Raw genomic sequence first — 12,721 nt, forward strand, 5'->3', positions numbered from 1 at the left:
GCTCGGTTACAGAGGGCGAGAAGCATGTGCCACCGGATCAGGCATTGGAATTAGGTCGGTTTTCTGGCGAAAGCGGACTTCGCCTCAGGCCTAGCGGCAAACGACCTGCAGCGTTTGACCCATCGCGGGCATGCGGCGTTGAATGCCCACCTTCCGTGCGTTAAATGGTTCCTGAGGGGAAAACCGTCGAGTTTTCGGAGTGACCCGATGACACATTCTGACCGCCCTGTCCTCATCGAGAAATACCCAAACCGCCGTCTTTTTAATATCGGCACCGGCACTTTTGTGACGCTAGATGACCTGGCGGCAATGAAGAAGCGAGGCAAGAGCTTTCTCGTCCACGATACTAAGACCGGCATGGACATCACCCGAGCAGTGCTGGCGCAGATCGCTTTCGTAAAGGAAAACTTCCGCGCTGTGCGATAGGCACAGCTGCCCCTTTAGCGGCAGCGCCTAATGATGGCGTCTTAGCGGGCTGAGTTGTGGAGCCGAGGAAATGGATGCAGTCGAGATCGTCGATTACGATCCCCGATGGCCGCTCTTGTTCGAGGAAGAGGCCGAGCGGTTACGAGCGGCCCTCGATCCATCGCTGGTCGTAGGACTCGAGCATTTCGGAAGTACTGCGGTTCCTGGCCTGAGTGCAAAGCCCATCATAGATGTCCTGATCGCGGTCCGATCATTGGCTGCCGCGCAGGTCACCTTTGTCGAAGCCCTTCGAAACCTTGATTATGTCTATTGGGCCGACAATCCGAAAAAGGATCGAATGTTCTTCGTTAAGGGCATGCCGCCCTTTGGTTCAAAGCGCTCTCATCATGTGCATGTCACGGAGCTACATGGAGAAATGTGGCAGCGGTTGGCCTTCAGGGACTATCTGCGCGCTCACCCGGAGGAAGCTGAGATTTACGAGCGGCTCAAAAGACGACTTGCCATCGAACATCAGACAGATCGTGAGGCTTATACCGATGCCAAATCCGCCTACGTCGATAGTGTGGTACAGAAGGCAACCAAGTGAGGATGTCATCGGCGACTTTTGCCGCCTACACCCGGAGCCGGAATATGGAAGAGCCTGGCCGATCAGTTGCGCTCAGAACGTTCTTTGCCCGCTATGTGGCAGCCGAGGGAAGAGCGCGCGATCCACGGATTGAACAAGCGTTCGCTGCCGTCGAGCGCGAGCGTTTTGCCGGCCCAGGGCCCTGGTCTATTAATATTCCTGGAGTCGGCTACATCAGGACACCAACTGACGATCCGGCCTTTATCTACCAGGATACGCTCGTGGCTATAAACCCAGCGCGGGGCATCAACATCGGTCAACCGAGTTGGCATGCACACTGGCTCGATGCGCTGGCTCTCTGCCAAGGCGAAACCGTTGTCCAGATAGGCGCCGGTACAGGCTACTATACGACCGTGCTGGCACACTTGGTCGGCCAGACCGGGTACGTCCATGCCTATGAAATTGATCAAGCCCTTAGCGCACGTGCCGAGCAGAACTTGGCTCACATGCCATGGGTGGCGGTGTATGGCCGCACCGGCATAGCTGACGACCTCCCGAAGGCGGATGCCATATATGTCAACGCTGGAACGACGCAGCCGAGCTGGGGCTGGCTCGACGCTATGAAGAGCCGAGGGCGGTTGCTGTTTCCGTTGCATGCGGAGGGCATGGTTGGCGGGATGCTGTTGATCCGGAAACCAGAATACGGCGGCGCGACCTGGCCTGCGCGGTTTATCTCTGCAGCCGCCTTCGTGTCGCTCGTCGGAGGTCAAAGTGCGGAAAGTGCCGCAAGATTGAATGCGGCGTTCGCACACGGCGGGAAAGAGAGCGTCCGATCCTTCCGAATTGACGATGCTAAAGATGACACATGCTGGTTCGCTGGCGACGGTTGGTGGCTTTCGACCTCGGATTCTGGACTCGCACCTTAGTCGTCGGCGAGGATCACGCGATTACCGGGCTGCGTGCACCGTCAGATGACGCGGAGCGGGTGACCGCTGTATTGTCGGGGAAGGGTTGGCAACGTCCGATCTGTTAGTGGCTGCGCAATTCTAGGATACAGACTTCAATATCCTCGCCGTGCCTCCGAAAACGATCATGCCGCCCCTCTCTGATTGCCGAAATCACTAGGGATACATAGTCGGCCACTTCCTTCGGTGCAGCATTCAAATTGCTGATTTGGACTGTGTAAGGGGGTTCAACGCTGTTCATGCCGCCCCAAATCATTGAGTCCACGAAGGCGTCCGGGCTCATTCCGTGTCCCTCACAGGAGCCAAGTGCGCGAGTGAGCGATTGAAGAAAATCCAGTTGGGATTTCCATCCCTTAGCATCAAGCTCAATCAGTCGCATGCGATTGCCCTCTCACGGGCCTCCACCTTACCACGACATGCCGCATTCTGGCACCCATCCTGAGACGTCTCGACCGCCTCATAAATTGCTCGCTTATCGGGGCAGACCGGAAGTGACGGGCGCGCGCTCAAAACGACGCTTCTGACCCGGAACGGACCTAGACGAGCCCTCAGCTGACGAGGGTAAACGCCGTGGTGAGGATCATGATCTCCTGAGAGGTTACAACTATCGAAAGTCTCGACACGGTCTTTAACAAATGTACCGAGGGACTCGCTCTCAATGCGCTGGAACGCCGGCCCGCTGCCACGCTTCGGCGATCGGCAGAAAAACGGCCGGCTCGATATCGACGGTCACGGAAAAACGCCGGATCGAGAATGCGGAATCCAGATCCAGCAGGCGGCGCGTTTCGTCCGTTGCTTCCTCAATCCGGTCAAGCCGTGAAAGTGCGGCCACCAGGAATGCGCGCGAAACACTAAAGCGTGGATTGAGCTCAACGGAGCGTGTCGCAACTTCGTGGGCTTCGGCTAACTGCCCCGTGTGTAGATAGGAAATCGCAAGCGCATTATAGGACAGGTAGTTCAGCGGATCGAAGGGACTAAGGCGCAACGCGCGCGTCGCGCGATCTATCGCCGTTTCAGTCGTTCCCATCCAAGATAATGCGAGTGCGCTGGAGCAGAGTGCAAAGTAATTCGAACTGCTGAGCCCAATCGCCCTGTCGAAGGCTTTCAGCGCGGTCGCGCGGTCATGCGCGTCGAGCGCAATCACGAACCCCGCGATACCGAGCGCCGCCGCGTCGTCCGGTCCAGAGGCAATGGCGGCGTGGGCGTGATGGACCGCGGCGTTGCGATCTGCCTCCTTCAAGCCGGCTCGGCTGAAGCGGCTATGATAGCACAGCGCGAGCGGTGCATGCGCGGCCGCATAGTCCGGCTCTATTTCAAGCGCCTTGTTCAGAAGCGGTATCGCTATCGCCGCATCGTCGGCGAGATGGCTGTGAGAAAAAGGCCGCGCACGCAGTACGAGATCGTATGCCTCCAGACTGTCCGGACGGCGGCGCCGTGCACGATTAATCTCCGCATTACGCAGATTAGGTTCGATAGCTCCGACGACCTTGTCGGAGATGTCATCTTGCAACGCGAAGATATCGTCGATTTGCCGATCGTAGCGTTCGGCCCAGATATGCACGCCGTTTTCCGCGTCGATCAATTGTGCGTCGATACGCACCCGCGATCCCGCCTTGCGGATGCTGCCTTCGAGGACGTAGCGAACTCCGAGTTCGCGGCCGATTTGTTTTACGTCCGTCGGACGATGTTTGTAGACGAAGCTCGAATTTCGCGAGATGACAAAGAGCCATTTGATACGCGCTAGCCCCGCGATGATATCGGTGACAATCCCGTCGGCGAAATACTCCTGCTCCGGTTCACTGCTCATGTTCTGGAACGCAAGCACCGCGATCGAGGGCCGATCTGGCAGCGCCAGCCCGACCGGCAGCTGTGCCGGCGCCGCAGACTCTATCGGTCCCTGAAGAACGGTACCGATGAAGCGGATGCCCTTGCGCGGAAAGGTCTTGATGAGACGTTGTTCGTCGCCGCTGTCGCCAAGGGCAGCGCGCGCCGCATTGATGCAGGTCGCGAGCGCCGATTCCGACACGATCCGCCCATGCCAGACTGCGCTTATCAGGTCGTCCTTGCTGACCACTCGATCGCGGCGATCGAGCAGGTAGTTTATCAGGTCAAATACCTTGGGCTCGACAGATATCGCAGTCCGATCGCGGCGCAGCTCGCGACGGTCGGGATCAAGCGAAAAGCGATCGAAATGATAGAGCATGCGTCCCCATGGTGACCTGCAACTTGTCCGCCTGGCTCATCCCACCACAAATCCCGGCGGCGATCCCGAAGAATCCGGCAGCTAACAATGAAATCCCAAGACTTCGCTGAACCTTTCCAAAAGCGCCCCGTCGCCGGCTATGCGATTGTGGCCAAACCGGAGACGATCTACGCAAAGCCAATACACCGCGCGAGCACATTTCTTCCAATCGAGGGGCAAAAACCATGCCGATACTCAAAAAGCCGCTTAGCCGCCGCAGGTTGCTCACCTCGGCCACCTCCATGGCCGTTGGGATATCGATGGGCGCCTCCCGCGCGGTCGCGGCCGACCCGATCCGGATCGGTTTCGGAATGTCGCTTACGGGACCGCTGGCGCCTGGCGGAAAGCAGTGCTTGCTCGCCATGGAGATCTGGCGGGATGAGATCAATGCAAAGGGCGGCCTGATCGGGCGCCCGGTGCAGCTGGTCTATTATGACGACCAGAGCAATCCCGCCAACGTACCGGGCCTCTACGCCAAGCTCATCGACGTCGACAAAGTCGATCTGCTTGCCTCGCCGTTCGCCACCAATCAGATCGGACCGGCGATGCCGATCGTGATGGACAGAAAGCGCGTCTACATGGCGCTGTTTGGCACCGGTGTGAACGACGCCTGGAAATATGATCGCTACTTCCAGATTCTCCCGAACGGCCCGGAATCGAAGCGCAGCCTTTCGACCGGATATTTCGACGTCGCCATGCGGATGGATCCAAAACCCAGGACGGTCGCGATCGTCGGCGCCGACGCCGAGTTTTCCCAGAACGTCCTGGCTGGCGCTCGCGTAAATATCGATCAGGCCGGGTTGAAAATCGTCTACGACCAGAGCTACCCGCCGACCACCGCGGATTTTACCTCGCTCGTTCGCTCCATCCAGGCGACAAATCCTGACATCGTCTTCGTGGCGTCCTATCCGGCCGATTCGACGGGCATCGTTCGCAGCGTGAATGAGTTGGAATACCGGCCGAAACTGTTCGGGGGCGCCATGATCGGGCTCTCCTTCGCGGCGGTGAAAGCGAAATTCGGTCCGGCACTCAACGGCATCGTCACCAACGATAACTACGTCCCCGAACCGACAATGAAATTTCCGGGCGTCGATGACTTTCTGCAACGCTATCAGGAGCGCGCACCCAGCGCCGGAGTCGACGCGCTCGGCTATTTCCTGGCACCGTTTGCGTATGCGGCAATGCAGCTTCTGGGGGCGGCCGTGACCGCCACCGGCGGCCTTGACCAGGAGAAAATCGCGGCGCATCTGCATCAGGCGCGCTTCAACACCATCGTCGGGGACGTAAAGTTCGGAGCGCTCGGCGAGTGGGAGAAAACCCGGATACTGACGATCCAATATCAGCACATCAGTGGCAACGACATTGCGCAGTTCAGGCAACCGGGCAAGCAAGTAATCCTCTACCCGCCCGAACTGAGATCGGGCGATCTGATCGAACCTTTCGCCAAAGCGCATGAAATTGCGAAGTAAAGTAAATGGCGTCAACTGTGGCTTCCAACACCGGCAGCGACGTACCAAACGCGCAGATGCGCGCACCCGCAGGTATCCCGCCTCACGTCCAGCTGATCCAGATGGGCGTAGCCATTTGGCCGGCGCGCGCGGTCTACGCAGCTGCGGAGCTTGGAATCGCGGATCTCCTGGCAAATGGCCCGCGCGAGGTTCAGGAGATTGCTTGTCAAACAGGAACGCATGTGCGGTCGCTTTCCCGGCTAATGCGCGCGCTCGCTAGCTGCGGTATCGTCGACGAAATCCAACCCGGTCTGTTTACTACCACCGCGCTTGGCGATGCCCTGCGTGACGGCGCGCCCGGGGCCGCTCGTGCGACGATTCTGACGATTGCTGGTTCGTGGCAATGGAAGGCGTGGGATCATTTTCTTCACGCTCTGCGAACAGGGCAATCGGGTGTCGAGGCGGCGTTCGGCAAGGACTTATTCGGATTTCTCTCTGGCGAACCCGTTCACAGCGCCCGTTTCAATGATGCGATGGTTGGTATGCACGGCGCCGTCGCTCCCGCAGTCGTCGCGGCCTACGATTTCTCGCGCTTTCGTAGCTTAGTCGATGTTGGTGGGGGCAAGGGCGCGTTACTTGCCGAAATTTTGACAGCGCATCCGCATATGACCGGAATCCTGTTCGACCTGCCGGATACCGAAAAACATGCTCGCGATTATATCGCGGCATCAGGACTAGAAGCGCGCTGTGCATTTTGTGCCGGCGATTTCTTCGACCACCTTCCATCCGGGCACGATGCCCTTGTGCTGGCGCATGTTTTGCACGATTGGACCGATGACGATGCGGTCGCGATCCTGCGCAAGTGCCGTGAGGCGATGCCGGCGGAAGGCCGTCTGCTGATCGTCGAGGCCGTGTTACCCGACGGGAATGCGCCGCATCACGGCAAGCTCATGGATCTTCTAATGCTTACGGTCACCGGTGGTGTCGAGCGCAGTCAAGACCAATTTTCCCAGATACTCGCGCAAGCCGGCTTTAGGCTCGGATGTGTGCACCCGACGACGACCCATCAAAGCATTATCGAAGCATTTCCGTGTGATCAGGGATAGCGCTGGATGGCCCTAAAGTCGGGATGTCCCTTCCTGGCACTTGACGGACATGGCGCAATGGTCGCTGCATGTCCGATATCGAGGGCAAAGCAGAAGTCCCGGAGTTAGGCCACGACTTCCGTTTTTGACCCGACTCGGACATCGGCGCCTTACCGGCGAGCGCCAGTTTCTCTGCTATTTTCGAGGTGTATGCTGCCTAATCCCGCGCTAGAATGCCAGCCGGATTGAAGAGCACGTCGCCATGATTCATATTGGAGCAATGCGTATTTCGATTGCAATTTGCTGCTTGTCGGCGTCCGCAGTTTTGACTCAAGAATATCCTGTTAGTGGAGTGTGGGTTGCAGCGGATGGCCGTACGCCTGGCTCCGCAGGCGGCGCCTGTTTTACCCTAAAGCTACTCGGTATCGATTCCATTATGGACGGGTCTCTTCCAACGACTCTGATTTTTTCCGACGGAAAACGAATTGAGGCACGAGCAGGTTATCACTCGGAACAATCCATTAAATCCGTAAGAGGTATGAGCGATGATGTCTTTCGGTTTGCAGAGTTGCCTAGCAAGCGCAGCAGATGGTTTCCATGGTCCAGAAAACAGTCCCATTCTCTGAAAATTCTTGATTCTAACTCAATTGAATTTGGCGATGGGGCAACTACTACCCGCTTCGTTAAGTGCTCATCAAAAAACTCATTGCTATAACCAGGCTTTTCCTCTCTTGCTTCTATGGCCGCCAGGTCCGGATTTGGCACGAAGCCGCCGTGCCAATGCAGTCGCCGCATGTCCACCATCTGTTGAGAGCAGAATCGACATGCCATTCAGGCTGAGCCACTTTTGTTTTTGATCCCAACCCGACATCCCACTGAATGGGGATCAGTGTGCCACCGCTCACAAAAAAATCTGATGCCGTCGGTCCAGCTGATTCCAAGCCGTCTTATAGGGAGGCAGCCCATAAAAGTGCGGTTTGCGAGCGGTCCTAAGAAAAGGAGGACTCGTTATGGCAACGTTCATCCTTGTTCCCGGGGCAGGCGGCATGGCTTGGTATTGGCACCGCGTGGTCCCGCTTCTTCGCGCGTCAGGGCACGAACCGGTGGCGATCGACCTACCTGGCGATGACAGGCACGCCGGTCTTGCAGCGTATGCTGACATCGTCGTCCGCTCGATCGCGGAACGAGCCGATGTTATTCTGGTCGTTCAGTCGTTTGCGGGCTTCACGGCACCCCTCGTTTGCGCTCGCGCGCACGTGAGGATGGTGGTGTTTGTCAACGCGATGATCCCAGAGCCGGGCGAGACCGCTGGCGCATGGTGGGGCGCAACAGGAGCAGTAGAGGCGCGGCAACAAGCAGCGGCGGCGCGTGGCTATACGCCGGAATTCGACGTGGGAACGTACTTTCTGCACGACGTGCCGCAGGAGGTGCTGCGCACTGGCCCGGAACAGCCTCGCGAAGAAGCCGAGACCATTTTCGGCGAGCCCTGTCTGTTCGAGCGTTGGCCTGACATTCCCATTCATGTTCTTGCGGGAAAAGATGACCGCTTCTTCCCAATCGAATTTCAACGGCGCGTCGCGCGTTACAGACTCGGAAAGGAAGTAGCAGAAATTCCCGGTGGCCATCTTGTTGCGTTGTCGAATGCGGAAGGACTGGCTGAATGCCTTGTTGCGTATGAGAAGGGTTGATAGCGGGCAAGCTTTGCTAAAGCCGATCCGTGCCGACGATGTCTTCTGTGGATGGCCCCCGCGTTGCAAGAGCTAAATTGACGCAGTGGCATTGGTCGGGTGCAGTCTTCTGTCCGGCCTGTTGATGCAGTCAGTTGAGACTGCTGGCCCTGATGGAGTCCGCGAACAAGGTCCCATTCTGTTCATCAGGCTATGACGCCTTCGACATCGGTTGGGTTGTCCCTGTTCCCGGTCTGACCGGTCTGCCATCACATCGCATCGCGCTCGCAACCCCGTGAAGCTGTTCTCCTATTCAGCTAAATCCTGTATATCGTTTATGCTGCCAGTGCCGGCTGGTGGCCCGTACGATAGGTTTCGCCACGTGCCATGATCGCCCAGATGACCCGCGCGGTCTTGTTCGCCATCGCGACGGTGGCTACCCTAGTGGGCTTTCGCGCCAGCAGATCCGCCAAGCGTGGATCGATCTTACCGGGATTGTATTTTGCACGGCGTACCAGCGACGTCATCCCTACAATGAGCAGCTTGCGCAGGTATTTGTCGCCCATCTTGGTGATATGCCCGAGCCGCTCTTTGCCACCGCTCGACTTCTGAAGTGGCGTCAGTCCCAACCAGGCAGCGAACTGCCGCCCCGAGCGGAATTGATGCGGATCGGTAACGGATGCGGCAAGTGCCGTCGCGCCGACCGGCCCGATGCCGGGGATGGTCATAAGACGACGTGCAACCTCGTTGCCTCGTAGCCAAACGGCCAGATCACGATCGATCTCGCGAAGCCGAACGTGTGTGTCGAGCGCCTGCTGCGAGAGTGTGCCGACAATCTTGGCAGCTTCAATCGGCACATCTGGTGATTTACCATCGACGATCTGTCGCGCCATCAGCAGCGCCCGTTCCAACCCCTTGGGGATGTCGATGCCAAATTCGGCCAGTAGACCGCGGATCATGTTGATCGTCTGCGTGCGCTGCTTGACCAGCAGATCGCGCGTCCGGTGCATCGACAGCGCCGCCTGCTGCTCGGGCGACTTCACTGGCACGAACCTCATTGTCGGCCGCGTCACCGCCTCGCAAACCGCTTCCGCATCGGCAGCGTCGGTCTGACGACACCGCCCTGCGGCGTGCCACGCCTGTTGCTCTTACCGCCACTCATGTGCCGTTTCCCGTCGCTATCCCGTTCCTCGACTGGTGCTTGCAGCCACAACTTGATCAGCCGCAACACATTCCGGTCAACGATGCGTCGGGCCACCGATTTGAGGAGGTCCGAGTGCGGGATCGTGTCGAAGTATTTCGACAAATCGGCGTCAACAACGTCCGTGTTGCCCCGGCAAACAAGCCGGTGCACTTCCTTGACTGCATCGACCGCGCTGCGACGCGGCCGATATCCATAGGCGCCGTCCTCAAAATCCGCCTCGAAGATCGGCTCCAGCACGATCTTCGCAGCAGCCTGGACGACCCGGTCCCGGATTGTTGGGATACCGAGTGGACGTTCGCCGCCGCCGGGCTTCGGGATCATCACCCGCCGCACCGGATCGGGCCGGTAGGTCTTCGTGACGAGTTCATCGCGCAGGCCCGCCAACCAAGCTTCCAGTCCCGACGCGTCGATTTGCTCGAAAGTTATTCCGTCCACTCCTGGCGCACCCGCGTTGGTGCGGGCAAGCTTATAGGCATGACTCAGAATGTCTTCACGGCAGATCTTGTCGTAGAGCACATAGAAGCGGAAGGCGGGCTCCGCCTTCGCCTTGCAATAGAGCTTTCTCTGAAGGCTCCTGATCTTATCGGGCGTTTCAAGGCTCATCGCCAATCTACCCTTTCCTCACCATCTTCAAAAGCACACCTGAAGTCAGGGTCCTTTCCTCCGCCGGAATTACCCGGCCTCAACGGTGTCGGGTCGGAGGAGGCGCCCATTGAAGGGCTCGCCTCCGTCCGCCGCTCAAACGGAACGTGCAGTTTTCCCGCATTCCGCTTTCATGAATGGCTTCGCGAGATCCGGAGAGAAGGTATCAGCGAGACAAGGTTGACCAGCTTGAACTCACCCAGAAGCCGTTTGGTGGGATAGTTTTTCCAGCAGCTGTTCCGCCACCGCTTAGCGCGATGCGACCAAAGCCTTCGAACAATCCAACCGTCCAGTTGGTGGAAGCGCTTGCGAACTTGGGAGCGGCAGTAGTAGTTGCCCCATCCTCGGATGATCGGGTTGATCGTTTTAATCAACTCGCCCATTCGCAGAGGTGTTCTCCTCTGCGTCAGGGCCCGGATTTGATCCTTGAATCGGTCCAACGACTTTTGCGTAGGAATGGCGTAGAGATTATGCCGGTTCAACTTGGATGTGATGCGGTCGCGGCTTAGCTTCAATCGGCCTTTGCCGCGTCCGATCTTAAATCCTAGAAACTCGAAGCCCTGAGCGATGTGCACGATCCGGGTTTTCTCCCGGTTGAGCGTCACGCCAAGTTTTCCGAGAATCTTAGTTGCTTGAGCCAAGGCCGACTGAGCCTCGGCCCGAGTGCGACAGGTCACCACCCAGTCGTCAGCCCACCGTGTGAGCTGATATCCTTTGTGCCTCATCTCCTTATCGAAGGGAGTCAACAGGATATTGCTCAGCATTGGCGAGACGACGCCTCCTTGCGGGGTTCCTCGTGGAGTCTCGAATCGCTGACCCTTTGCCTCGTAGCCCGCCTTCAGCATCTGTTGAATGAGCTTCAACACGCCGCTGTCGGCGATTTGCTTTCCGAGGAGAGCCATGAGTTTCTCGTGATCCACGGACCCAAAGTAGTCTTTCAGGTCCGCATCCACGATCCACTCGTTTCCAGCCTCCACTTCGCGCCAGACTTTGGCCAGGGCATCGGCGGTCTTGCGACCCTTGCGATACCCAAAGCTGCTCGGATCAAAGACCTTCTCAAAGATCGGCTCCAGGCGATTGACCAGCGCCTGCTGGCAGACCCGGTCGTAGACCGAAGGTATGCCGAGAGGTCTTGTCTTGCCGGGAGCCCCTCTTTTCGGGATCTCCAGTCGTCGCACCGCTTGCGGCCGATAGGTCGTCTCTCGGAGCTCGCGATGGAGCCGCTCCAGATTTGCATCCAGGTCGGCCTCAAATTCTCCGATCGTCACCCCATCTGTGCCGCCCGCGCCCTGGTTGGCGCGAACGCGCTCCCACGCAAGCGTCAAGTTCTTGCGTGAGTATACCTTGTCCACCAGAGAGTGGACCTTCTGCTTCTGACCTTCGAACGTCAAATGATCGGATAGTCTCCTTGGAACGTGACGTTCGGGTTTTTCACAAAGGGAACTGTCCATCTTCACGCTCCTTTCTCATCTACCTCGATCACTCAAAGCTCGATCCATTCACGAACGTCCTTCCCCGGACCACTCTCGATCCGCCGTCGCCGGTCACGCGAGTTGTTCGTCTCGCGCTTCAGGTACTGTGACGTTCTCCGACTCCTGGCGGTGCATCACTTCCCATTTCGCTCTCGCTTATAGGGTCGCTTACCTGGTTTAAAACCAGGACACCGACAGGTCTCCTGGGGTCACGCATGAATCTTCCGTATCGTGCCGCCAGCAAACACCTTGGTACGATGGGTGAATGAGTAATGCCTTCGCCCCCATAGTGCGGGCTCGACCTAATCCCATCTTTGGCCGACCTGTTCATCAGGGGTCTCCCCCATTCGATTACAGCCCGATACTTCTCCTCAAACCCTTCGGATTCCGGATCGCTCCGGACACCCTGTCCTCCGAGATACGCCGAGCAACTGGCTCCAGGTCCGTCTTGGCTGTTTCCGGCTTTCGCCTGCGTGCCCGTTTAGACTTCTCCATACCCTCTTGCTCTCCCGGCCAGCGAGGCATTACCCCCGCTTTTGGATACAGCGCCCCTCATCCGAGCGCCGAGGGGACTTCAACCCCCATGATTCATGCGCTGCCCAGCGCACACTATGGCGGGGTCAGACTTCTCATGATCGTACATCATCGGCTACGGCTCCTCGCCTTCCCGACACGGACCAGTGCTGCACGCATGCGGCGCTGGCCGACCATGAGATCTCCCGGTTCCCGAGCAAAGAGCGTCCGCACATGCCAGTGTCTAAGACCACGCCGGGCCGTCTGGGCGCTCGCGTTATCGCGCCCATCCGTGTTGCCTTCCGTCACCGGAACGACGTCGGCTCCCAGGATGAGGGTACTTTCGCGGCTCAATGGCTGGCCTATGCGTTCCCCTGTCAACGCTTCGCCAATACCCTCACGGGTATCTGCGCATGACTCGGGGTCGATGCGGTTCGCTACTCCTTCATCGTGATGGACTTGCACCATCTACTCCTTGCCGGTCTCCCGGCG

The 12,721-nt window shown here is 58.3% G+C and carries 9 protein-coding genes and 2 pseudogenes; 6 read left to right on the forward strand and 5 right to left on the reverse strand.

The features are described from left to right. Positions 1-207: 207 nt before the first annotated feature. The 3 genes and pseudogenes from ABSE61_RS34070 to ABSE61_RS34080 form a co-directional block, all read left to right on the forward strand. Positions 208-408, forward strand: a pseudogene (locus tag ABSE61_RS34070) (polyhydroxyalkanoate synthesis regulator DNA-binding domain-containing protein); the annotation flags it as partial. A gap of 88 nt (positions 409-496) precedes the next feature. Continuing rightward, positions 497-1,012, forward strand: coding sequence for a GrpB family protein (locus ABSE61_RS34075; protein ID WP_423875577.1), 516 nt, complete (start codon positions 497-499; stop codon positions 1,010-1,012). A gap of 44 nt (positions 1,013-1,056) precedes the next feature. Continuing rightward, positions 1,057-1,917 (forward strand): protein-L-isoaspartate O-methyltransferase family protein, encoded by an 861-nt coding sequence (locus ABSE61_RS34080; RefSeq protein WP_423875578.1) that lies wholly within the window; start codon positions 1,057-1,059, stop codon positions 1,915-1,917. A 103-nt stretch (positions 1,918-2,020) separates the two neighbouring features. On the opposite strand, the gene ABSE61_RS34085 is transcribed toward ABSE61_RS34080, so the two are convergent. Together ABSE61_RS34085 and ABSE61_RS34090 are read right to left on the reverse strand one after the other, a co-directional pair. Next, positions 2,021-2,335: a barstar family protein gene (locus ABSE61_RS34085; RefSeq protein ID WP_423875579.1), complete on the reverse strand. Its 315-nt coding sequence runs from the start codon at positions 2,333-2,335 to the stop codon at positions 2,021-2,023. A 276-nt stretch (positions 2,336-2,611) separates the two neighbouring features. Continuing rightward, complete coding sequence (locus ABSE61_RS34090) at positions 2,612-4,159, reverse strand: winged helix-turn-helix domain-containing tetratricopeptide repeat protein (protein WP_423875580.1); 1,548 nt, start codon at positions 4,157-4,159, stop codon at positions 2,612-2,614. A gap of 224 nt (positions 4,160-4,383) precedes the next feature. Here ABSE61_RS34090 and ABSE61_RS34095 point away from each other — a divergent pair, with 224 nt between their 5' ends. The 3 genes from ABSE61_RS34095 (at position 4,384) to ABSE61_RS34105 (ending at position 8,419) form a co-directional block, all read left to right on the forward strand. Then, complete coding sequence (locus tag ABSE61_RS34095; protein WP_423875581.1) at positions 4,384-5,667, forward strand: amino acid ABC transporter substrate-binding protein; 1,284 nt, start codon at positions 4,384-4,386, stop codon at positions 5,665-5,667. A 17-nt stretch (positions 5,668-5,684) separates the two neighbouring features. Next, positions 5,685-6,752 carry a methyltransferase gene (locus tag ABSE61_RS34100; protein WP_423875582.1) on the forward strand — a complete coding sequence of 356 codons (1,068 nt, stop codon included), beginning with the start codon at positions 5,685-5,687 and terminating at the stop codon, positions 6,750-6,752. A gap of 989 nt (positions 6,753-7,741) precedes the next feature. Then, positions 7,742-8,419 (forward strand): alpha/beta fold hydrolase, encoded by a 678-nt coding sequence (locus ABSE61_RS34105; RefSeq protein ID WP_423875583.1) that lies wholly within the window; start codon positions 7,742-7,744, stop codon positions 8,417-8,419. 314 nt (positions 8,420-8,733) lie between these two features. Here ABSE61_RS34105 and ABSE61_RS34110 read toward each other — a convergent pair. The 3 genes and pseudogenes from ABSE61_RS34110 to ltrA form a co-directional block, all read right to left on the reverse strand. Continuing rightward, positions 8,734-9,510 (reverse strand): annotated as a pseudogene (locus tag ABSE61_RS34110) (IS110 family RNA-guided transposase); the annotation flags it as partial. Continuing rightward, positions 9,468-10,205, reverse strand: coding sequence for a reverse transcriptase domain-containing protein (locus ABSE61_RS34115; protein ID WP_423875584.1), 738 nt, complete (start codon positions 10,203-10,205; stop codon positions 9,468-9,470). The gene ABSE61_RS34115 and the pseudogene ABSE61_RS34110, both read right to left, overlap by 43 nt. Positions 10,206-10,375: 170 nt before the next feature. After that, complete coding sequence (gene ltrA / locus ABSE61_RS34120) at positions 10,376-11,695, reverse strand: group II intron reverse transcriptase/maturase (protein WP_423875585.1); 1,320 nt, start codon at positions 11,693-11,695, stop codon at positions 10,376-10,378. Positions 11,696-12,721: the final 1,026 nt, after the last annotated feature.

Source organism: Bradyrhizobium sp. (genome assembly GCF_049519115.1).
Classification (GTDB): Bacteria; Pseudomonadota; Alphaproteobacteria; order Rhizobiales; family Xanthobacteraceae; genus Bradyrhizobium.

Excerpts from the sequence above, each read along its gene's own strand:
- ABSE61_RS34105 (WP_423875583.1), top strand. The coding sequence starts at position 7,742 with ATGGCAACGTTCATCCTTGTTCCCGGGGCAGGCGGCATGGCTTGGTAT.
- ABSE61_RS34090 (WP_423875580.1), bottom strand. The coding sequence starts at position 4,159 with ATGCTCTATCATTTCGATCGCTTTTCGCTTGATCCCGACCGTCGCGAG.
- ABSE61_RS34115 (WP_423875584.1), bottom strand. The coding sequence starts at position 10,205 with ATGAGCCTTGAAACGCCCGATAAGATCAGGAGCCTTCAGAGAAAGCTC.
- ABSE61_RS34095 (WP_423875581.1), top strand. The coding sequence starts at position 4,384 with ATGCCGATACTCAAAAAGCCGCTTAGCCGCCGCAGGTTGCTCACCTCG.
- ltrA (WP_423875585.1), bottom strand. The coding sequence starts at position 11,695 with ATGGACAGTTCCCTTTGTGAAAAACCCGAACGTCACGTTCCAAGGAGA.
- ABSE61_RS34075 (WP_423875577.1), top strand. The coding sequence starts at position 497 with ATGGATGCAGTCGAGATCGTCGATTACGATCCCCGATGGCCGCTCTTG.
- ABSE61_RS34085 (WP_423875579.1), bottom strand. The coding sequence starts at position 2,335 with ATGCGACTGATTGAGCTTGATGCTAAGGGATGGAAATCCCAACTGGAT.
- ABSE61_RS34080 (WP_423875578.1), top strand. The coding sequence starts at position 1,057 with ATGGAAGAGCCTGGCCGATCAGTTGCGCTCAGAACGTTCTTTGCCCGC.